Raw genomic sequence first — 22,726 nt, forward strand, 5'->3', positions numbered from 1 at the left:
CCCCGGAGGGTTAGCGCCCTTCCTTCTTGGGAGGCGCCGCGTTCGTCGCGGGGTCGGTCGTTCTGTGGGGGCGCGTGTCCGGGGAGGGGCCCGGCGGGGGGTCCGCGGGCGGGTCCGGGTGGAGGGGGAAGCGGCGCGGTGCCAGGAAGAGCAGCACCAGCAGACAGAGCGCGGCGGCTCCCGCCGCCCCCAGGAAGACGGCGTCGACCGCCGAGTCCAACGCGCGGCGCAGGAAGTCGGCCGCGCGGTCGGTGAGGGCGGCCGGGTCGTCCAGGGCGTGCGCCACGGAGTCGAGGTCGCGTGGGAGCCCGGTGCCGGGCGCGTCGGCGAGCCTGTTGGTGAGGACGCCGTTGGCCAGCGCCCCGAAGAGGGCGGCGCCCACACTCTGGCCGAGTTGGCGGCAGAAGAGGATCGACGCGGTCGCTGTACCGCGCTCCGACCAGCCGACCGTCCCCTGTACGGCGATGATCAGCGGGAGTTGGAACAGCCCGAGCCCCGCACCGAGCAGCAGCATCAGCAGCGCCGGCTGCCACGCCTGGCCGGGGAAGGGCAGCAGGGGGAAGGCCAGCAGGACCAGCAGCGCGCAGGACATGCCGGTGATCGCGGTACGGCGGAAGCCGACGCGGTTGTAGACGCGGTCGCTGAGGGCCGCGCTGATCGGCCAGGTCAGGGTCATCGCGGAGAGGACGAAGCCGGCGGCTATCGGGCCGAGGCCGAGGACGGACTGGGCGTACGTCGGCAGGAAGACCGTCGGGGCGATCATCAGCAGCCCGAGTGCGCCGAGCGCGAGGTTGACGGCGGCGATGGGGCGGCGGCGCCAGACCCAGCCGGGGATGATCGGCTCGGCCGCGCGCCGTTCGACGAGGACCGTCACGACGGTGAGGAGCGCGGTGCCGCCGAGGAGCGCCAGCGAGGGGGCGGAGAGCCAGGGCCAGGCGACCCCGCCCTGGACGAGGGCGGTGACCAGGAGCGTGCCGGTGGCGAAGACGGCGAGCGCGCCGGCCCAGTCGATCCGGGGCCGGGGCCGGGCCCCGGTCCGGCGCCCGGTGTCGGTCCCGGCGCGTGGACCGTGCTTCGTACGGGCGGCGGTCCGGGTCTCGCGGTCGCGGGTGCGGCCGGGCTCGTGCAGGTGGCGGACGGTGAGGTAGAGCGCGAGGGCGCCGACCGGCAGATTGATCACGAAGATCCAGCGCCAGTCCGCGTAGCCCGCGAGCAGTCCGCCGAGCGCGGGGCCGGCGATGGAGGACGTGGCCCAGACGGTGGAGAGCTTGGCCTGGATCTTGGGGCGTTCCTTGAGGGGATAGAGGTCGGCGGCGATGGTCTGCACCGTGCCCTGGATCGCGCCGCCGCCGAGGCCCTGGACGACGCGGAAGGCGATGAGCGATCCCATGTTCCACGCGGTCGCGCAGAGCACCGAGCCGATGAGGAACAGGATGATGCCGGCGATCAGCACGGGCTTGCGGCCGAAGGTGTCGGAGAGTTTTCCGTACACGGGGAGCGTGACCGTCGCGGCGAGCAGATAGCCGGAGAAGAGCCAGGAGAAGACGGAGAAGCCGCCGAGGTCTCCGACGATCTGCGGGACGGCGGTGGAGAGGATCGTGCCGTCCAGCGCGGCCAGCGCCATACCGAGCATCAGGGCGGCGACGACGGGACCGCGGCGGGGCTCGGGTATGACGGCCACAGGATTCCTTCCCTATGCAGGTATTTCCTGGGACACCTTCTCACTTGACTCTCTCGCCGCGGCAGGGTGCATCGTTCGTTCCCGGAGACGAACCCTCAGAGGCGCTCCACCTGAGGGTGGAGAGCCCTTAGGTGGTTCTCCCTACTTCTGGTCGGGGCCGGTTCGTCCCGCTGGAGGAGGAGAAGAGTGGGGCTTGTTCTTTAAGTTGGTCTTACACCGCAAGGGGGGCCGGTCGGGGGGCCGGTCGGTGAGGGGGAGCCCGGCCCGAGGGGGGGGCTAGCACCCGGAAGTCCTGAGGGAAACCCCAGGGGAAGTGTGCGCTTTTCCCCAGCGCGCCGAGGGGCCTCGGGCGCGCAGACTCAAGTCAGTGCCGGTGCGGCCCGCACGCCGTACACCGGGATTCCACACAGCGCGAGGCACACGCCGTGCCCCATCACGCCCAATTATCGACGGACTTAGGAGACTTACGGTGACAACGGCTATGACCATCCCCAAGCACGGGGGCACGGGTGGGCGTTTGGCCGTCGCCGCGCGAGCGCGGCAGGTCGTCAAGGCCTACGGCTCGGGGGAGACCCGGATCGTCGCGCTCGACCATGTCGATGTGGACATCGCCCGCGGGCAGTTCACCGCGATCATGGGCCCGTCGGGCTCCGGCAAGTCGACGTTGATGCACTGCCTCGCCGGGCTCGACACCGTGTCCTCGGGGGAGATCTATCTCGACGAGACCGAGATCACGAAGCTCAAGGACAAGAAGCTCACGCAGCTGCGCAGGGACCGGGTCGGTTTCATCTTCCAGGCCTACAACCTGCTGCCGACGCTGAACGCTCTGGAGAACATCACGCTGCCCATGGACATAGCGGGCCGCAAGCCCGACCGTCAGTGGCTCCAGCGGGTCGTGGAGACCGTCGGTCTCGCCGACCGGCTCCGGCACCGGCCCACCCAGCTCTCCGGCGGTCAGCAGCAGCGTGTCGCCGTCGCCCGTGCGCTCGCCGCCCGGCCCGAGATCATCTTCGGTGACGAGCCGACCGGCAATCTGGACTCGCGGGCCGGCGCCGAGGTGCTGAGCTTCCTGCGCAGGTCGGTGGACGAGCTGGGGCAGACCATGGTGATGGTCACCCACGACCCGGTCGCCGCGTCCTACGCGGACCGGGTGCTGTATCTCGCCGACGGCCGGATCGTGGACGAGATGCGCAACCCGACCGCCGAGCAGGTCCTGGACCGGATGAAGAACTTCGACGCGCGGGGGCGGACGTCGTGACCGTCCTCAAGACCTCCCTGCGCAACTTCCTCGCGCACAAGGGACGCATGGCGCTCTCCGCCGTCGCGGTCCTGCTGTCGGTGGCGTTCGTCTCGGGGACGCTCGTCTTCACCGACACCATGAACACCACGTTCGACAAGCTCTTCGCCGCGACGTCGTCCGACGTCACCGTCAGCCCGAAGACCGCCGCGGCGGCCGACGACATGCCGTCGCAGACCGGCAAGCCCGAGTCGCTGCCGGCGTCCGTCGTCGGGCGCGTCGAGAAGTCGCCGGGCGTGAAGTCCGCCGAGGGCGCGGTCAGCAGCATGAGCGTCACGGTCGTCGACGCCGAGAACAAGAACGTGGGAGGGTCCAGCGGCGCCCCGACGATCGCGGGCAACTGGACCGCCAACGACCTCAAGTCGATGGAGATCACCTCCGGACACGCCCCGCGCGGTCCCACCGAGGTCATGGTCGACGCCGACACCGCGGACAAGCACGACCTGAAGCTCGGCGACGAGCTGCGGACCATCGTGGTCACGGGCGACATCAAGGCGAAGATCGTCGGTATCGCCACCTTCAAGGTGACCAACCCGGGCGCGGCCGTCGTCTACTTCGACACCGGGACCGCCCAGCGCGGACTCCTGGGCGGGGCCGGTCTGTTCACGCAGATCAATGTCGTGGCCGACCATGGGGTCAGCGACGCCCGGCTCAAGACGGACCTCGCGGGGTCGCTTGGGGGCACGTACAAGCTCCAGACGCAGAAGGAGACGGCGGACGCCGGCAGGGACAGCGTCGGCTCGTTCCTCGACGTGATGAAGTACGCGATGCTCGGCTTCGCCGGGATCGCCTTCCTCGTCGGCATCTTCCTGATCGTCAACACCTTCTCCATGCTGGTCGCCCAGCGGACCCGCGAGATCGGCCTGATGCGGGCCATCGGGTCCAGCCGTAAGCAGGTCAACCGCTCGGTGCTGCTGGAGGCCGTCCTGCTGGGCATCGTCGGCTCCGTCGCCGGTGTCGCCGCGGGCGTCGGACTGGCCGTCGGCCTGATGGAACTGATGTCGTCCATGGGCATGGAGCTGTCCACCGACGACCTCACCGTGAAGTGGACGACCCCCGCGATCGGGCTGGCCCTCGGGGTGATCGTCACCGTCCTCGCCGCGTACATACCCGCCCGCAGGGCCGGGAAGATCTCGCCGATGGCGGCGCTGCGTGACGCCGGTACGCCGGCCGACGGCCGCGCCGGGTGGATCCGGGGCACGATCGGTCTGCTCCTCACCGGCGGTGGCACCGCCGCGCTCCTCGTCTCCACACAGGCCGAGAAGGCGAGCGAGGGCTCCCTGTTCCTCGGTGTGGGTGTGGTGTTCACACTCATCGGCTTCGTCGTCATCGGCCCGCTGCTCGCCGGTTTCTTCGTCAGGGTCCTGAGCGCGGTCGTGCTGCGGGTCTTCGGCCCCGTCGGCCGGATGGCCGAGCGCAACGCGCTGCGCAACCCGCGGCGTACGGGAGCCACCGGCGCGGCCCTGATGATCGGCCTGGCTCTGGTGGCGTGTCTGTCGGTGGTCGGTTCGTCGATGGTCGCGTCCGCGACGGACGAGCTGGACAAGACTGTCGGCGCGGACTTCATCATCCAGTCCGGCACCGGTCAGCCGATCGTGCCGCAGGCCCAGAAGGCGCTGGAGGAAGCACCCGACATCGCGCATGTCACCGAGTACAAGCTGGTCGAGGCCAAGCTGACGACGCCCGGCGGGAAGACCGTCAGCGAGGAACTGGCGGCGGCCGACTCGACGTACGCGCAGGACCTGCGCCGCGAGACCGTCGCGGGTGAACTGAGCGCCGCGTACGGCAAGGACGCGATGTCCGTCGGCGACATCTTCGCCGAGGAGCACGGCGTCAAGCTCGGGGACGAGCTGACCGTCGCCTTCAAGGGCGGCGAGAGCGCCAAGCTCAAGGTGGCGGCGATCACGTCCGACGACGTGTCGGTGGACAAGGGCGCCAAGTACACGTCCATAGCCACCGCCGAGCGGTATCTGCCGGCGCAGAAGGTGCCGAAGAACATCCTCATGTTCGCGGCGGCAGACGACGGCAAGGAGAAGGAGGCGTACGCGGCGCTGAAGGACGCGCTCTCCCCGTACCCGCAGTACAAGGTCCAGGACCAGACGGACTTCAAGCAGGATCTGAAGGACCAGATCGGCCAGTTGCTCAACATCGTCTACGGCCTGCTCGGACTCGCGATCATCGTCGCGGTGCTGGGAGTGGTGAACACCCTCGCGCTGTCGGTCGTCGAGCGGACCAGGGAGATCGGGCTGCTGCGGGCCATCGGCCTCTCGCGCCGTCAACTGCGCCGCATGATCCGCCTGGAGTCGGTCGTCATCGCCCTCTTCGGAGCGCTGCTCGGCCTCGGGCTGGGCATGGGCTGGGGGACGGCGGCACAGAAGCTCCTCGCCCTGGAGGGCCTGGAGGTCCTGGAGATCCCGTGGCCGACGATCACCGGGGTGTTCGTGGCGTCGGCCTTCGTGGGACTGTTCGCCGCGCTCGTTCCGGCCTTCCGGGCCGGCCGGATGAATGTCCTGAACGCGATCGCAACCGACTAGACAAGTAAGTCCGACAGGTCGGACACGGCCCGGTGCCTCATTGGCCGGTAGTTGCCCAATGTAGTTTTTCGGCTCCGGTGGGTGTCCTCAGCACCCACCGGAGCCAATTCCGTTCCCCCAGTTCAGAGAGGTGCTGACAACAAGCTGCGCGCGTAGATGCAGCAAGCTGACAAGCCCCGGCCCCCCATTTCGAGACACCCGCTGTCATCGTCTTCCCACCGAAAGCATCCGGTCCGACGGAACGATTCAACAGGGGGAATTGTGCCCGGTGTACCGCACTGCAACTCCAGGAAGATCACGGCCCCGGGGACCGCGTGCCAGTCGGCCGCCGGCGTCCTCCCCTCGCCGGCGGCCGGCGAGATCCTGACCCTCTGCAAGCTTGTCAACGGCTGGGACTGAGGCGTAGCCGGTGCGGTTTCAGCTCCTCGGGCCGCTCAGCATCACGGACGGCTCCGACACCGTCGTCCTCCAGCCCTCCAAACCCACCATTCTCCTCGCCTCACTGCTTCTGCATGCCAACTCGGTCGTCTCCGCGGACTACTTGCAGCGGACGATGTGGGGCGAGGAACAGCCGGCCACCTCACGGGCCGCGCTCCAGACGTGCGTACTGCGGCTGCGGCGGCTGTTCACCAAGCACGGCGTGACCGAGACACCGATCGAGGCCGTGCCCGGTGGCTACCGGATCACGGCCGGACCCCGCCATCTCGATCTGATCGGTTTCCGCGACGAGGTACGGCGCGCCGCGGAGACCGCCGACCCCGAGAGCGAACTGCACGTACTCAAAGGGGCGTTGTCGCTGTGGGAGGGCTCCGTCCTGGCCAACGTACGCTCCGACGTGCTGCACCGCGACGAAGTCCCCCGGCTCGTCGAGGAGCGGCTGCGGACCCTGGAGCGCGCCTGCGACCTCAAGCTGCGGCTCGGCCGCTGCGGCGAGGCGCTGGTGGAGCTGTGGAGCGCCAGCCGGGCCTACCCCGGACATGAGCGGTTCCGCGAACAGCTCATCGAGGCCCTGTACCGCACCGGCCGGCAGACCGAGGCGCTCGCCGAGTACCGGATGGTCAAGGACTATCTGCACGACGAGTTGGGCGTGGACCCCTCGCCCGCGCTGCGCCGGCTGGAGATGGCCATCCTGCGCGGCGAGGACCTCGGACCCGCCGATGACCGGCACCCCGCCGGTCCCGCCCACCTCTCCGGCGGCGGCGATCGGCAGCACCCCGCCGCCACAGCCGCCTCCGCCCCGCCCGCCGTGCGGTCGGCTCCGGCGGCGGCGATCGTGGGCCCGGTCCCGGCCGTGCACTCGTTCACCGGGCGCACCGACGACACCGCCGCGCTGCTGGAGCGGCTGACCGCGCCCGGCCACGACCCCGTCACCCTCCTGGTGTCCGGGGCACCCGGCATCGGCAAGTCCGCGCTCGCTCAGCATCTCGCGCACCAGGTCAAGGACGCCTTCCCCGCAGGGCAGTTCATGGTGCGGATGGTCGGCCCGGACGGCATGCCCCGCCGCCCCGACGACGCGGCGGCCGAGGTGGCCGCCGCCCTGCGCGACCAGGTGCGGGGCGAGCGTGCCCTGCTCCTGCTGGACGACGTGGTCGACGCCGACCAGGTCAGGCCCCTGCTGCCGGCCGCCGCCGACGGCGCGGCGGTCATCACCAGCCGGCGCGGCCTCGCCGGTCTCGTCGCCACCCACGGCGGCTGGGTCCTGCGGCTCGGCACCTTCGCCGAGGAGGAGTCGTACGCGCTGCTGCTCGCCGTCCTCGGCGCCGAACGCGTCGAGGCGGAGCCGGAGGCGGCACACCGCCTCGCCGAGGCCTGCGGCCACCATCCGCTCGCCCTGCGCATCATGTCGGCCCGGCTGCTCACCCGGCCGGCGCTGCGGCTGGCCGACTCCGTCAGCTGGCTGGCGGAGGACCCGCTGGCACGGCTCTCGCTCGCGGACTCGCCCGAGTTGTCGGTGCACCGCGTTCTCGGCGGGGCGCTCGACCGGCTCGACGCCCCTGTCGCCGACGCCTTCCTGAAGGTCGCCGCGCAGATCCCCGACCACTTCACGGCCGAGGACGGCGTACGCGTACTCGGGATGTCCCCCGCCGAGGCGGACGACGTACTGGACCGGCTCGCCGACGCCGGACTGCTGGAAGAAGGGCCGCCCGGCCCCTACCGGGTGCACGAACTGCTCCGTGTGTACGCGCGCAGAACCGCGCCGTATCGATCCCGACCGATACAGAAGGTGTGAATCCCATGGCTGCAGAAGCGACAGCGACTCCGAAGGCCGTCACGCCTCCGTCGGACGAGGCGTCAGCGGTGCGGGGAACGCCGGTTCAGGGACCGGCGGCGTCCGCCTTCGAGGCCCTGGCCGACACCAGGCCCCGGGTCCGCCGCGACGTGCTCTTCACCGAGACGCCCGGCGGGGTCCTCTTCCACAACGCCGACGGAGGCTTCCACCTCACCGGTCGCACCGCCTACCGCTTCGCCTCGCTGATGGTGCCGCACCTCGCGGGCCACCACCGGCTCGGCGACATCTGCCAGGGTTTCGGCCCCGCTCAGCAGGCCATGGCCGCCGAGCTGGTCAAGACGCTGTACGAGCGCGGCTTCGCCCGTGACATCCCCGAAGACGAAACCACCACCACCCCTGCCGCCACCGACGCCACCGGCACCCCCGTCCCCGCCGCGCTCTCCGACGCGGTCACCACCCGCTTCGCCCCCCAGATCGCGTACGCCGACCACTACGCCGACGGCGCCCTCGCCCGCTTCGGCCGCTACCGCGCCACCCGCGTCGCGATCCTCGGCACCGGCCCCGTCGCCCGCTGGTGCGCGCTCAGCCTCGTCCGCAACGGCGGCGCCCGTCTCGCCGTCGAGGGGGACGCGGCCGACGACCGGACCCTGCTGGCCGAGGTCGCCGAACTGGCCGCCCAGGACTGCCCGGTGACCGTCGACAGACTCCCGGCGAACCCCGACTGGACCGCGCTCGACGCCTACGACATCGTCGTCGTGACCGGCGCCGACTCCTCCGCCCGTACCCACGCCCTGCTGTCGGCGGGCGTACCGGAGGGCAAGACCCTCGTCCCCGCCTGGACGTTCGGCCGCAGGTCGGTCACCGGGCCCCTCAGCAAGGCCGGTTCGACCGGCTGCTGGTCCTGCGCGGTGCTGCGCCTCGGCGGCAACACCGATGCCGGGACCGCCGCCGACATCTGGAGCGAGGTCGCCGGCGGAGCCACCTGCCGCGCCGCCGGGCGGTCCCCGCTGACCGGCCCCGTCGCCGCGATGTCCGGCAATCTGCTCGGCTACGAGATCTTCCGCCTCACCACCGGAGTGCTGCCCGCCGAGACCGACGGTCAAGTCCTCGTCCAGGACCTCGAATCGCTCGACGTCATGGCCGAGCCCGTGCAGCCCCACCCGCGCTGCGCGCTGTGCGCGCCCGCCACCGCCGGGACCCCCCGCGCCGCCCTGCCGGGCGGGCCGACCCTCCCCGTCACCCCGACCGTCGAGAGCGCGGGCGAGGCGGAGGCGCTCGTCGAAGGGCTCAACACGATCAGTACGGCGCTGGTGCGCCCCTTCACCGGAGTCTTCAACCGGTACGAGGACGAGAGCCTCACCCAGACCCCCCTCAAGATCAGCCGCCTCGAACTGGCCGTCGGCCACGGACCGCGCAGGCGCGTCGCCGCCTTCGACGTGCACCACCTGGCGGGCGCCCGGCTGCGCGCGCTGTACGCGGCGGCCGAGACGTACGTCGAGCACGTCGTGCCCGTGACCCCCGAGACCACCGCGCCCGGCGCCCCGGCGCCCGACGACGGCATCGCCGCCCTGGCCCCCGACCGGCTGACCACGGGCAGCGGCACCGGCGCGGGCGTCGAGACGGTCGGCGCCTGGCTCACCGCGACCTCGCTGCTCACCAAGGAGCCCGTGCGCGTACCGGCCGCCGCCGTACGGCCGTTCGGCCCGTACAACGCCGATCGACTGCACCAGGCCACCACCGCCGGCGCGGGCGCGGGCCCCAGCCCGCAGGAGGCGGCCGGCCGCGGTCTGCTGTCGGCGCTCGCCCACGGCGCGCTGCTGCGGGCGGTACGCGGCGAGGCGCCCGGCGCGCTCGTCACCTCCCCGGCGGCCGGCGACCCGGACGCCGACCCGGAGCTGGTGTTCCTGCTCAAGTCCGTGCCGAACGTGGGCATCCGGGCCGAACTCGTCGACCTCGGCGAGCAGGAGCACTCCGGCGCCCATGTCGTGCTGGCCCGTGAGACGGGAAGTACGGAAGGGGCGGGATCGAAAGGACTGGGACGCTGGGCCGTCGGTGCCGGGCTCTCCCGGACCGCCGCCGCCTGCGCCGCGCTGCGCGACCTGCTCGGCCAGGTGCAGCTCGCCACCGAGGACCCGGACACCGCAGTCGACCTCGGCGACCCGCTGATGGGCGAACTCGCCGCCGAGACCGTCCTGTTGACGGCCGACCCGGTCGCCGCCGACGCGACCGCCACCACGTTCGACGCGGTCCTCGACCGGCTGCGCGCGGCCGGTCGCGACGTGCTGTACGTCGCGACCACCCCGGCCGACCTGCCTGCCGGCGGCATCAGCACCGCGCGTGTCCTGCTCACGACCGGCGCGGAGGCCATCGCCGATGCAGGCTGACCCCTGGGAGAGGTCCGCCGCCGACCTCGCCACGCTGATGCGCCGCAGCTTCGAGGCGACCTCGGACGCACGCGCACCCGAACTCGACATCGCGCCTCTCGGCGTCCGCGACGCCTTCGCGGACGACGAGCCGCCGCGGGGCGACGGCGTGCCCGTACGGTTCTACGGCCGCCACGCGATCGTCGGACCGTTCCCCGCCGCCAATGCCCAGGACGCGGCCACCCACCGCCCCTGCGCACACTGCCTCGCCCGCCGCTGGCAGGGCGTGCGCTCCGTCGCGCTGCGCGAGGCCCTGGAGCTGGGCTCCGGCACCAGGGCCGCCGGCCGGTCGCCGTACATCACCCCGTTCACCGCCGACGCCCTCGCCGGGATCGTCGCGGCCCGACTCGCCGGGCAGGGGCCGTCGACCGGCTCCTTCCCGGCGGTCCACCTGGTGGACCTCCAGACCCTCCAGGTCCGGCACTACCCGCTCGTCCCGGACCCCGAATGCCCCCGCTGCGGACGCGGCGAGGCGGACACTCCCGAGGCGGCCGTCCTCACCCTGAACCCCGCGCCCAAGCACAGGCCGGGCAGCTTCCGGCTCCGTGACATCAGCGCGTACGAGCTGCCCGTGGAGCCGTACGCCAACCCGGTCTGCGGCTCGCTCGGCCCCTCCGTCGTGCACGACATCTCCTCCACCTCCACCTCGGCGACCATCGGCTGCTTCTCGATGCGCTCCGGTGAGTACCTGCGCGAGACGTTCTGGGGCGGCCACGCCGACACCTTCGCGCAGAGCGTGCGCATCGGCGTGCTGGAGGGACTTGAGCGGTACGCCGGGATGCGCTCGCGCGCCAAGACGGCGGGCGTGCACGGCTCGCTCCACGGGCTGCGGGCCGCCGGTCAACGCGCCGTCGATCCGCGCGAAGTCGGCCTGTACTCCGAGGAGTTCCACCGCGCCAACCCGCACGTCACCCCCTTCCACCCGGACCGCGAACTCCCCTGGGTCTGGGGCTACTCGCTCCGCGACCAGCAGCCCGTCCTCGTACCGGAAGTGCTGACGTACTATCACGCGCCGGGCCTGGAGAACCGTTTCGTACAGGAGAGTTCCAACGGCTGCGCCTCCGGCGGCTGCATGGAGGAGGCCGTGTACTTCGGCCTCATGGAAGTCGTGGAACGCGACGCCTTCCTTCTCACCTGGTACGGCCGGGCCGCCCTCCCCGAACTCGACCCGCGCACCAGCACCCGCGCCGCGACTCGGCAGATGGTCGACCGCCTGGAGATGTACGGGTACGAGGCCCGCTTCTTCGACACCCGCATCAGCTTCCCCATCCCCGTCATCACCGGCGTCGCCGTCCGCCCCGACGGCGGCAGCGGCCGGATGTGCTTCGGCGCGGGCGCCGGGCTCGACCCGGAGTCCGCGCTCTCCGGGGCGCTGTGCGAGATCGCCACCGACGCCGTCAACCTCCAGGGCCGCACCGAGCGGGACGAGGCCCGGCTGCGCGCGATGGCCACCGACTACGACAAGGTCGCCGCGCTGCACGACCACCCGCTCGCCTACGGCATCCCGGAGATGGGGAACAACGCCCACTTCCTGATCGGCGAACCGGGCGTGCCCCGGCCGCGCAAGCGCTCACTCACCGAGGCGTACGGCGACGGGTCCCTGCCCCCCGTCTCCGACGATCTGCGCGACGACCTCACCCGGTGCGTAAGTGCCGTCACCGACAAGGGATTCGACGTGATCGTGGTCGACCAGACCATGCCCGAACAGCGTGATCTGGGGCTGACGACGGTCTCGGTGATCGTCCCCGGCCTGCTGCCCATCGACTTCGGCTGGACCCGGCAGCGCGCGCTCGGGATGCCCCGGCTGCGCACCGCCCTGCGCGAGGCGGGCCTGCGTGACCACGACCTGACCGACGCCGATCTGAACCTCGCGCCGCACCCGTTCCCCTGAGAGGAGCACCACCATGGGGTACGCCCATGACTACGCCGCCGCGATCATGCAGCGTGGCCGGGTCCCGATGCCACCGGTCGATTTCGTACCGAACTGGTCCGACGGGCCGCGCAAGGCGAAGTACTACCCGGCGGTCGACAGCCTGCCGCTGCCCGTCGCCGACTACCCGGCGGACGCGAGCCTGGACCGCGCCTTCGGCGACGGCGGCGACGGCGCCACGAGCGCGGGGGAGTTCGACCTGACGTCGCTCTCCGGGATGCTCCTCGACTCCTACGGCCTGACCGGCCGCCGGCTCGGCGTCCAGGCCAACACCGACCTGAGCGCCCTGCCCTTCTACCCGCTCGCCAACTGGTCGCGCGGCTCCGCCTCCGGCGGCGGTCTCTACCCCGTCAGCGTGTACTGGGTCAGCGGGCGGCGCGGGCCCGTCACGCCGGGCGTGCACTACTACTCGACCCGCCACCACGCCATGCAGCGCCTGCTCACCGGGGATGTGTCCGGCGAGGTGCGCGCGGCGCTGGGCGGGCATGCCGCCGGGACCCCGACCGACCAGTACCTGGTCCTGGGCATCAAGTACTGGCAGAACTCCTTCAAGTACAACAGCTTCTCCTTCCACGCCGTGAGCATGGACCTCGGCGCCGCCGTGCAGACGTGGCGCATGTGGGCGCGTGCGCGCGGGCTGTCCGTCGAGCCGGCGATGTGGTTCGACGAGGCACGGCTCCAGAAGCTCCTCGGGGTGGCGGGCCCGGAGGAGGGCGTCTTCGCGGTCGTACCGCTCAAGTGGGCCGGTGAGCCTGCCGGTTCCACCGAGGAGCCCGCTCGGCCGGGCGCCGGGGACGTCTCCGTACGCCACCGTGACATCGAGCGCTCGCGGCAGGTCTTCACCTTCGACGCGCTGCTGAAGATGCAGGCGGCGACGGCCGAGCTCGCCACACAGCGCCCCGCTCCGGGCGCGCTCGCCCCGGCCGCCGCGCCCCCGGCCAACCCGGACCTGCCGGTCGTGGCACTGCCCGCCGCGCGGGCGATGCCCGGCGACGTACGGACGGTGCTGCGCCGCCGTCGCAGCAGCTTCGGCCGCTTCGACGCGAGCCGGCCGGTCACGGGCGAGCAACTGGCCGCCTGCCTCGCCGCGTCGAGCGCGGGCTCGCGCCTCGGCGGCGACACGGGCACAGGCACGGGCACGGGCGTCGAGGGTGGAGGCGTACGGCTCGCGAAGCTGTACGCGTTCGTCAACCACGTCGACGGCCTGGAGCCGGGCGCGTACGAGTACGACCCCGACACCCACGAGCTGCGGCTGGTCAAGGCGGGCCGCCCCGGCGAATTCCTCCAGCGCAACTACTTCCTCTCCAACTACAACCTGGAGCAGGCCGGCGCCGTGCTGGTGCCCACGGTCCGCACCGCCGCCGTCCTCGACGCCGTCGGCGACCGGGGCTACCGGCTCGTCAACGCCACCATCGGCGCCGTCGCGCAGTCCGTCTACACGGCGTGCAGCGCGCTGGAACTGGGCTGCGGCGTCGCACTCGGCTTCGACAACGTCTCGTACATCGAGGAGTTGGGACTCGACGCCACCGGAGAGGCCCCGCTCCTGATCATGATGGTCGGCAACGAGCGCCCCGCCCCCGCCGGCTTCCGGTTCGAGATCGCCTGAGCCTGAGCCGATGACCTACCGGATGGGGGAGCAAGATGCCTGACCAGTCGAACCAGACGCAGCAGGCGCACCACTCGCACGACCAGGACCCGAGACGCGCGTTCATGCTGCGCGTCGCCGGGCTGCCGATCGAGACCGTGCGCGCCCTGCGCTGCCCGGCCAGCCGCCGCTGGGCGGACACCGTGCTGGCCGAGGAGGAGCGGCTGCGGGCGGCCGGGGAGCGCGTCGGCGATCTGCTGCACGACCTCGTCGGCCGCACCGACGAGGGCCCGGACGCCGCACCCGGTGAGGCGGACGTCCGGCGCGCGCTGCTGAAGCTGCGCCGCGAGGTGTTCAACAACCGGCTGCCCGCGCGGCCGGGCGCCGCGCTCGCGTTGGTCGCGGGGCGCGACGCCGCGACGGGCGAGGCCCTGTCGCGCTGGCTGCTCGACCGGCGGGAGCTGGCCGAACAGCGGGCCGCCGGGGCCCAGTTGTTCGCGGGCGAGAGCGCCGAGGCGCGTGCCGCGCTCCGTGGCATCGTGGGGGAGGAGCGGCTGCGCAAGGGGCTGCTGCTGGCCTCGCCGACGCTCGACGCGCAGATCGACGCGTTCGTGGCGCAAGGCGCGGACGGCAAGCACGACGCCAGGCCCGACAAGCGCCGCAGGAAGATCGAGCGGTCGCTGCTGTCGTACCTCTACCGCACCGTCTGCAAGACCAGCCCCTTCTCGACGTTCACCGGCGTCGCGCTCGGTGAGTTCGAGGACCAGCCGGCCGGGGCCGACGGCCCCGAGGCACGCGACGGCTTCGAGGTACGGGTCGCCGAGGAGTGGACCGGGCACGCGCGGCTCAACGTCGTCGCGCTGGGCCGGCTCGCCGAGTGCGTGATCGCCGACCCCGTACGCCGCGCGGATCTGCCCGTCGCGCCCGCGTCCGGCTGGGGCAGGGACGACGACCGGGTGCGTTACGTGCGCCGCTGGGTCACCACCGGCGACGACGACACCGCCGTCACCTTCGACGCGGTCAAGGACCGGCTGTTCTTCCTGCGCCGCAGCGGCACCCTGGAGCGGCTGCTCGACTTCTTCGAGGAGCACCCGGCCCTGCGCTACGGCGAGTTGGCCGCGTGGCTCGCCGACGACGCGCACGCCGGGGCCGACGAGGCGGAGCAGTATCTGGCCGCGCTGCTGGACCTGGGCATGGTCCAGGTACCCGCGCTGCGTACGGCGGTTCACGACACGGACCCGCTGCGCGCCTTCCAGCGGTCGCTGCGCGAGCTGGACCGGCCCTGGGCCACGGAGCTGGCCGGGCGGCTGGACGAGGCGATCGCGCTGACCGACCGGTTCGCCGGGGCGGAGCCCGCCGGGCGCCGCGAGGTGATGGCCGCGCTCCGGACCACACTCAGGGACGTCCAGGTGGAACTCGGCGCCGAGAAGGCCCGTGTGCCGCAGACGCTGCTGTACGAGGACGCGGCGGCGGGACGCGAGACGGCGATGGACCTCGGCGCCTGGCGCGAGCTGACGGCGGGGCCGCTCGGCCGGGTCGAGACCGTGCTGCCCGCCTTCGATCTGACGCTGCCTCAGCGCGTCACGTTCCGGGGCTTCTTCCTGGCCCGATACGGACACGGTGGGCGCTGCGACGATCTGCTGAAGCTGGTGCACGACTTCCACGAGGACTTCTTCGACCAGTACATGTCGTTCACCGCGAGCCGTACGACGTTCGACGCGGACGGTCAGTACGTGCCCGAGGTGAACTGGCTGGGACTGCCGCAGCTCAAGTCCATAGACACCGCACGGCAGTTGTTCATCGAGCGGATGCGCGGCCTCTGGGCCTCCGAAGGACACCTCGACGAGATCGACCTCGACGCGGGCTTCCTCGCCGACGTCGCCGCCGAACTCGCCCCGGCCGCACCGACGTTCGCGCCGATGAGCCACCACGTCCAGCTCGCCGACCGCCCGGACGACCCGCTGGTCGTCCTCAACCGCTCCTACGGCGGGCTGTCCTTCCCCTTCAGCCGCTTCGCCCAGTGCTTCGAAGGGCTCGACAGCGCCCTGCTCGCCGGCGCCGCCCGGGTGCAGCCGCCGGGCGCCGTGTTCGCCGAGGTCACCGGCGGCCCGGTGACCAGCAATCTCAATCTGCACGAGCGGCTGACCGAGTACGAGATCGTCTGCCCCGGCGAGACCGGCACGCTGCCGGAGGAGTACCGGATCGATCTCGACGACCTCTACATCGAGCATGACGTCACCGGGGACGCCGACCGGCTGGTGCTGCGCTCGACCCGGCTCGGCCGCGAGGTCATCCCGGTCTACCTCGGCTATCTCGTGCCGCTCGCCCTGCCCGAACTGCCCCGCACCCTGCTGCTCCTGTCCCCGACCTCGATGGCCCCGCTCAATGTGTGGGGCGGGGTCCCGGAGGCCGAGCCGGTGGGCGGTGTCACCCGCAGACCGCGCGTACGGCACGGCAGCGTCGTACTCAGCAGGCGCAGCTGGAGCGCGCCCGCCGCCGGGCTTCCGCTGCACGCGCCGGGAGTCTCCGACGACGACTGGTTCCTCGGATGGCACCGCTTCCGGCGCGCGACCGGGCTGCCCGACCGGGTCTTCGTGACCATCTCGGACAGCGGGGCGCGCGGCGCGACGGGCGCCAAGCCGCAGTATCTGGACTTCGACAGCGCGCTGTCGCTCACCGCGTTCGAGGCGCTGCTCAAGACGGCCGGGGCGCGCGTGGTGTTCCGCGAGATGCTGCCCGACGAGGACGGGCTGCACGCCGTCTCCGACCGGGGCCGCCATGTCGCCGAGCTGGCCGTGGAGACCCTGGCCGGCGCGCCGGCGTCACCGGCCACCCCCGACGAAGAACTCGTATCCGCCGACTCCGCACAAGGGGACGCCTCATGACCGGCACCGGTAGCTGGCAGGCCACGCACGTCTTCTACGCCGCCAACCCCCGGCCCTTCCTGATCCAGTGCGTGCGCCCGCTCGTCGCCGAGCTGGAGGCGGAAGGCCTGATCGACAACTACTTCTTCATCAACTACTGGCTCGAAGGCCCGCACATCCGGCTGCGCCTCAAGCCCGTCAGCGAGGCGGCGGCCCCCGCCGTGCGCGCCCGCACCGAGCAGGCCGTCGACACGTTCCTGGCCGAACGCCCGGCGCTGTACGAGGTCGACTCCGGTTTCCTCAACGACTTCTACAACACGCTGTTCGAGATCGAGTTCCCCGGCACCGAGCGCGGCCACTACATGGACGACCAGGGCCGGATGAATCTGCGCCCCAACAACTCCCGCAGCGCTGAGCCGTACGAGCCGGAGTACGGCAAGTACGGCGGCCCCGCCGGGATCGAGCTGGCCGAGTGGCACTTCAGGCACTCCAGCGATCTCGTCATCGAGGCGCTGCGCACCAAGAACCTGCATCTGCGGACCGTGCTGCTCGGCACGTCCGCGCAGCTGATGATGGTCATGTCGGGGACCTTCCTGCCCGACGACCAGGAACTGACCAAGTACCTGGAGAGCTACTACGAGTTCTGGCACACGGCGTTCCCCGGCACCGGCTTCATCGGCACCGTCGAGTACGACAAGAACTACGCGGCGATGGCCCCCGGTCTCACCAGCCATTTCGCCCGCGTCAGGGCCGCCGTCGGTGCCGGTGAGCCCGGCCGGCTGCCCGGCTTCCTCGCGGGCTGGGCGGAACACTGCGCCGAACTCGACCAGCGTGCCCGCAAGTTGGCGCTCGACGGCGACCTGGTCTTCCGGTCCTGGGACGGCGAGCGGGACGAGCAGGTCACCGACCCGGCGGTCGCGCTGCCGCTGCTGCTGTCCCCGTACATGCACATGACCAACAACCGGCTGCATGTCACCATCCGCGACGAGGCCTATCTGTCGCACGTACTGGGCCGGACGCTGCGGGAGTCCGTCGCGCCGGCGGAGTCCGAGACGGAGACGGCGACGGCAACGGCGACGGCGGAATCGGGGACGGAGGCGGGGGCGGTGGCCGCGTCATGACCGCCTCCGCGGACCGCGTCCCGACCGGTCACGCCCCGACCGACCGGTACCTGCCGTGTCTGCGCCCCGACGTGCTGGTCAGCGACGCTTTCCTGCTCGGTCCCAGGACCGTGCACCTCGTCAAGAACCCGCGGAGCGGCAAGTCGTACGAGGTCGGGGTCAAGGAGCACTTCCTGATCGCGCGCATGGACGGCACACGCGGTCTGGACGAGCTGGGCGCGGAGTACGCGGCGGAGTACGGCAAACGCCTGGGCGACGCCAACTGGCGGCAACTGCTGGGCATGCTGGGGGTCCGGGGGCTGCTGGAGGGCGGCCCCGCGAGCCCCGCCGCCGACACGACCCCCACCGCCGAGACGGCCCCCGCCGCCGAGACGGCCGACACGGCACAAGAACCGCCGAAGCGCACCCTTCTGCGCGGCACGCTCCCCCTGGTCGCCGATGCCGACGCGACGGCCGAGCGGCTGCACCGCGCCGTCGGCCCCCTGCTCGCCGCACCCGTCGTGATCCCGCTGCTCCTGCTGATCACCGCCATGGAGGTCGTGGCCGTCGCACGGCTCGGCGAACTCGTCGACGGAGCGGTGGCACTCTTCACCAACCCGGTCCTGCTCGCCGGCGCCGCCACGCTGCTGTGGTTCAGCACCGCGCTGCACGAGCTGGCCCACGGGGTGGTGGCGAGACGCTACGGCGGGCAGGTCACCGAGATCGGACTGCGCTGGCGCCTGCCCGTCGTGATCATGTACTGCACAGTCGACAACTACCTTTATCTGCATACTCGTTGGCACCGCATCGCGACAGCCGTCGCGGGCGCGGTGATGAATCTGGCCGTCCTGCTGCCGTTCTGCGCGGTCTGGCTGTTCGCCCCGGTGGACGACGCCACCGGCCAGGCGCTGGCCGGACTGCTGCTCATCGGCAGCGCGCAGGCGCTGGCCATGCTCGTACCGCTGCCGCCGCTCGACGGGTACAAGATCGCCGCGCAGCTGTGCGGCGCCACCGGGCTCGCCGCGTCCAGCCGGGAGTACGTGCGGCTGGCCGTACGGCGCGACCCGGCGGCGAAGGCGTACCCGCGCCGGGCCCGTACCGCCTACCTCGCCTACACCGCCGGCTCGCTGCTCGTCCTCACCGGGATCGTCGTGGCCGTCGTCGCGCTGCTCCTGCATCTCTTCGCCACGTAACCGCGCAACCCGGCACACACCGCCCCGCTTTCAAGGAGAACCGCATGCCCCCCACACCCACCGACGAGTCAACCGACGGCCCCGCCGTCGTCCTCGACACGATCCACAAGCGGTACGGGGAGAAGCGGGCGGTCGACGGCATCTCGCTGACCGTCCCGCGTGGCGAGTTCTTCGGTCTGCTCGGGCCCAACGGCGCCGGCAAGACCACTCTGGTCGAGATCATGGAGGGCCTGCGCCGCCCCGACTCGGGCACGGTCACCGTCCTCGGCCGGCACCCCTGGCCGCGCGACCCCGAGCTGCTGCCCCGGCTCGGCGTCCAGACCCAGGCGTCCGCCTTCTTCGTACGGCTCACGGCGCGCGAGCACCTGGAGACGGTCGCCGCGCTCTACAAGACCGACGGGCAAGCGGCCGAGCGGGGCCTGGCCTCCGTCGGTCTCACCGAGCAGCGCGACGTCCGCGTCGACGATCTCTCCGGCGGTCAGCGCCAGCGCCTGGCCATCGCGTCCGCGCTCGTCCACGACCCCGAACTGATCTTCCTGGACGAGCCGACGGCCGCGCTCGACCCGCAGGCCCGCCGCGCGCTGTGGGACGTGCTGCGCGCGCTCAAGGGCGCCGGGCGGACCATCGTCTACACCACGCACCACCTGGACGAGGCCGAGGCGCTCTGCGACCGCGTCGCGATCGTCGTCGACGGCCGGATCGTCGCACTGGACACGCCGGGCAAGCTCGTCGCCGCCAGCACCTCCCTCACCCGTCTGCTGGTCCCGGCCGACCGGCTCTCGCTCACCGACGCGCAGGCCATCCCCGGTGTGCTGCGAGCCACCGTGGACGGCGACTCGATCGTGCTGGAGACCGAGGACTCGGGTCCGGTGCTGTCGGCGGTCGACGCGCTCGCCGGACTGCACGGCGTACAGACACGCACCGCCAGCCTGGAGGACGTGTACCTCGAACTGACCGGCAGCCCGCAGCCGCAGGCCCAGCCGCAGGCGTAGCCGAGCCCGACGCGCGACGAGAACCGAGAGACGGAGCAACGACCATGAGCACCACGAGCGCATCGGGCACCCAGCCCACGACCCCCGCGACGCCGTCGCGCACCCGCGCCATGAGCGCGTACTCCGCGCTGAGCCAGGCCGGTTACAAGGCGTACACCCGCGACAAGACCACCCTCTTCTTCACCTTCGCCTTCCCCCTCCTCTTCCTGATCGTCTTCGGCCTGATCTTCCACGGCATGACCGTCGAGGAGAGCGGACGCCCGTACATCAACTACATCGCCCCCGGCGTGCTGTCGTGGGGTGTCGCCAACGCCGCCGTGTTCGGTGTCGGGTTCGTCATCATGCAGTGGCGCCGCGACGACATCCTGCGGCTGATCCGTATGACGCCGACGCCGCTGACCACGATCCTCGGCTCGCGCTACGTCCTGGCCCTCGCCATCGGCACCATCCAGGCCGCGATGTTCGTGCTCGTCGCGATGCTGCCGTTCTTCGGTCTCGAACCGGCGGGGAGCTGGCCGCTGGCGCTGCCCGTGCTGTTCCTGGGCATCACCGCGTTCCTCGCGGTCGGCGTGATCGTCGGCTCGTTCGCGAAGACGCCGGAGGCGGTCGCCGCGGTCGCCAACTGCCTGATGGTGCCGATGGCGTTCCTGTCCGGGTCGTTCTTCCCGCTCGACGCCATGCCGGGCTGGATGCAGAACCTGTCGCTCGTGCTGCCGCTGCGCTACTTCAACGACGGCATCTCCGCCGCCATCACCGGCGACGGTGGCGGCGGCGACATCCTGGTGGCCTGCGGCGGCGTCACCGCCTTCGCCGTCGTCTTCGGCGCGGTCGCGCTCAAGACCTTCCGCTGGAGCGACCAGTCATGACGACAGCGACGGGGCCGGCTGAGGTCTCCGCCGACGGTACTCCCCTGGACCGCGGCCGTGCCCGTCTCCAACAGGCCCTGACCGTACGGTTCGAGGCGGCGGCGGACGCGGGCTCGGTGGGTCCGGGATCGGCGGGTCCGGGATCGCTGGCTCTGCCCGTACCGCTCGTCGTGCCGCTCGGCGCCGCCGACGTCCTCGGCTTCGGGCTCCCCGACCCGTACGCCGCCGTCCGCCCGCGGGCCAATGTCCAGCTCACCTCGCGGGCCGTCCTCGTCGGCCCGTGGGGCGGCGCCGGACAGAGCGCCTGCGGCCAGTGCCTCGCCATGCGCTGGCAGCGGCTGCGCAGCCGCTCCGAGCGCGAGGCGCTGGAACTCGGCCACGAACCGCACGGCGCCGTCGACTGGCCGCTGCTCACCGACTACGCGGTGGACGCGGTCTGGGCGGCGTATCTCGCCGTCCGTACGGGGGAGTTCACCCCGCCCGCCACCGGCGCGCCCGACCGCGAGCTGCCGCAGGTCACCCGGATCGACCTCGGCACCCTCGCCGCCGCGACCTTCCCGCTGCTGCCCGAACCGCTCTGCCCCTCCTGCGTCCCCGGCCGCCCCGACACCGCCGACGCCGCGCGCATGCGCCTGACGGCCCGGCCCAAACCGGACCCCGACGGCTACCGGCTGCGCCCGCTCGACTCGTACCCGCTGCCGACCGCCGCGCTCGCCAACCCCGTGTGCGGCACGCTCGGTTCGGACACCTGGATCAACCCGACGTCCACCACGACCGCCCCCGTCGCGGGCACCAATTTCGTACGCGGCTACGCCGGCCTCAACGACGTCACCTGGAGCGGCCAGGCCAACAGCTACTCCACCAGCCGGACTCTGGCCTACCTGGAGGGACTTGAGCGGTACGCGGGCACCCACCGCCGCCGCGGCACGACCCCGGTCGTCGACTCGTACAACAATCTCGTCGCAGATGCCGCCGATGCCGCCGACGCGCTGAACCCGGCGGACCGCGGCTTCTACGCGGACGCGACGTACGAGAAGGACCACCTGGTCAGCCCGTTCGACCCCGACCGGCCGATCCCCTGGGTGTGGGGGCACTCGCTGCGCGACGAGCGCCCGATCCTGGTCCCCGCGCGGCTGGCGCACTACAGCGCGGGCGTCGAGGCCGACAACTTCGTCTTCGAGTGCTCCAACGGCTGTGCCACCGGCGGGAGTCTGGAGGAGGCGATCCTCTTCGGGCTCCTGGAGCTGATCGAACGCGACGCGTTCCTGCTCGCCTGGTACGGCCGCGCCCGGCTCACCGAGATCGACCTCGGATCGTGCCGGGGCGGCACCATCCGCACGATGCTCGACCGGGCCGCGCTGCACGGCTACGACGTGCACGCCTTCGACACCCGGATGGACCTCGCCGTGCCCGTCGTCACGGCCCTCGCGGTGCGCCGCGACGGAGGTCTGGGCACGCTCTCCTTCAGCGCCGCCGCCGGTTTCGACCCGGAGGGCACGGTCGACGCGGCCCTGTCCGAAGTCCTCACCTACATACCCCACTTGCCCTACCAGGTCGCCGAACGCGAGGGCGAGCTGCGGGAGATGGCGGACGACTACCGCAAGGTCCTGCATCTGAAGGACCACGCGCAGCTGTACGGCCTGCCGGAGATGGCGGAGCACGCGCGCGAGTATCTGGAGCCGACCGCCGTACGCACGCTGGAGGAGACGTACGCCGACTGGGCCCCGCTCCGGCCGCGCACCGGTGATCTGCTGGACGATCTGCGGCTGCTGCGCGACGAGTTGGCGGGTGCGGGATACGACGTGATCGCCGTCGACCAGACGACGCCGGAGCAGCGGCGGATGGGGCTGCACACCGTCAGCACTCTCGTGCCCGGTCTGCTGCCGCTGGACTTCGGGTGGACGCGGCAGCGTGCCCTGCTGATGCCGAGACTGCGGACGGCGCTGCGGGTGGCCGGGCGGCGTACGGACGACCTGCCGGAGTCCGCGATCAAGGCGGTCCCGCATCCGTTCCCGTGAGTCCGCGCGGGGG

Annotated in this window: 13 protein-coding genes; 12 read left to right on the forward strand and 1 reads right to left on the reverse strand. The window is 71.9% G+C overall.

Annotated features, from left to right (window positions below):
• Positions 1–10: 10 nt before the first annotated feature.
• A complete protein-coding gene (locus tag ACIBLA_RS08700) occupies positions 11–1,633 on the reverse strand; it encodes an MFS transporter (protein ID WP_399198241.1) in 1,623 nt (540 codons plus the stop codon).
• Positions 1,634–2,150: 517 nt separating this feature from the next.
• Here ACIBLA_RS08700 and ACIBLA_RS08705 point away from each other — a divergent pair.
• The 12 genes from ACIBLA_RS08705 (at position 2,151) to ACIBLA_RS08760 (ending at position 22,713) form a co-directional block, all read left to right on the forward strand.
• Positions 2,151–2,939, forward strand: coding sequence for an ABC transporter ATP-binding protein (locus ACIBLA_RS08705; RefSeq protein ID WP_363243222.1), 789 nt, complete (start codon positions 2,151–2,153; stop codon positions 2,937–2,939).
• The gene (locus ACIBLA_RS08710; protein WP_399198171.1) at positions 2,936–5,512 is read left to right on the forward strand and encodes an ABC transporter permease; all 2,577 of its coding nucleotides are present in this window, start codon (positions 2,936–2,938) and stop codon (positions 5,510–5,512) included. The genes ACIBLA_RS08705 and ACIBLA_RS08710 overlap by 4 nt, the downstream gene beginning before the upstream one ends.
• 409 nt (positions 5,513–5,921) lie before the next feature.
• The gene (locus ACIBLA_RS08715) at positions 5,922–7,742 is read left to right on the forward strand and encodes a BTAD domain-containing putative transcriptional regulator (RefSeq protein ID WP_399198172.1); all 1,821 of its coding nucleotides are present in this window, start codon (positions 5,922–5,924) and stop codon (positions 7,740–7,742) included.
• Positions 7,743–7,747: 5 nt separating this feature from the next.
• Entirely contained in the window at positions 7,748–10,126 is a 2,379-nt protein-coding gene (locus ACIBLA_RS08720) for a TOMM precursor leader peptide-binding protein (protein ID WP_399198173.1), read from the forward strand.
• Between the two features lie 37 nt (positions 10,127–10,163).
• Positions 10,164–12,056 carry a TOMM precursor leader peptide-binding protein gene (locus ACIBLA_RS08725; protein ID WP_399198242.1) on the forward strand — a complete coding sequence of 631 codons (1,893 nt, stop codon included), beginning with the start codon at positions 10,164–10,166 and terminating at the stop codon, positions 12,054–12,056.
• Positions 12,057–12,069: 13 nt separating this feature from the next.
• Positions 12,070–13,701, forward strand: coding sequence for a nitroreductase family protein (locus ACIBLA_RS08730; RefSeq protein WP_399198174.1), 1,632 nt, complete (start codon positions 12,070–12,072; stop codon positions 13,699–13,701).
• 35 nt (positions 13,702–13,736) lie between these two features.
• Complete coding sequence (locus ACIBLA_RS08735; protein ID WP_399198175.1) at positions 13,737–16,565, forward strand: lantibiotic dehydratase; 2,829 nt, start codon at positions 13,737–13,739, stop codon at positions 16,563–16,565.
• Entirely contained in the window at positions 16,562–17,665 is a 1,104-nt protein-coding gene (locus tag ACIBLA_RS08740) for a lantibiotic dehydratase C-terminal domain-containing protein (RefSeq protein WP_363243216.1), read from the forward strand. The genes ACIBLA_RS08735 and ACIBLA_RS08740 overlap by 4 nt, the downstream gene beginning before the upstream one ends.
• Complete coding sequence (locus ACIBLA_RS08745) at positions 17,662–18,837, forward strand: M50 family metallopeptidase (protein ID WP_363243215.1); 1,176 nt, start codon at positions 17,662–17,664, stop codon at positions 18,835–18,837. Before ACIBLA_RS08740 ends, ACIBLA_RS08745 begins: the two co-directional genes overlap by 4 nt.
• Positions 18,838–18,881: 44 nt before the next feature.
• Positions 18,882–19,829, forward strand: a complete 948-nt coding sequence (locus tag ACIBLA_RS08750) for an ABC transporter ATP-binding protein (RefSeq protein WP_363243214.1) — start codon at positions 18,882–18,884, stop codon at positions 19,827–19,829.
• Between the two features lie 110 nt (positions 19,830–19,939).
• Positions 19,940–20,695, forward strand: coding sequence for an ABC transporter permease (locus ACIBLA_RS08755; protein WP_363243254.1), 756 nt, complete (start codon positions 19,940–19,942; stop codon positions 20,693–20,695).
• The gene (locus ACIBLA_RS08760) at positions 20,692–22,713 is read left to right on the forward strand and encodes a TOMM precursor leader peptide-binding protein (RefSeq protein ID WP_399198176.1); all 2,022 of its coding nucleotides are present in this window, start codon (positions 20,692–20,694) and stop codon (positions 22,711–22,713) included. The genes ACIBLA_RS08755 and ACIBLA_RS08760 overlap by 4 nt, the downstream gene beginning before the upstream one ends.
• Positions 22,714–22,726: the final 13 nt, after the last annotated feature.

It is taken from the genome of Streptomyces sp. NPDC050433, from assembly GCF_044458565.1.
GTDB lineage: Bacteria > Actinomycetota > Actinomycetes > Streptomycetales > Streptomycetaceae > Streptomyces.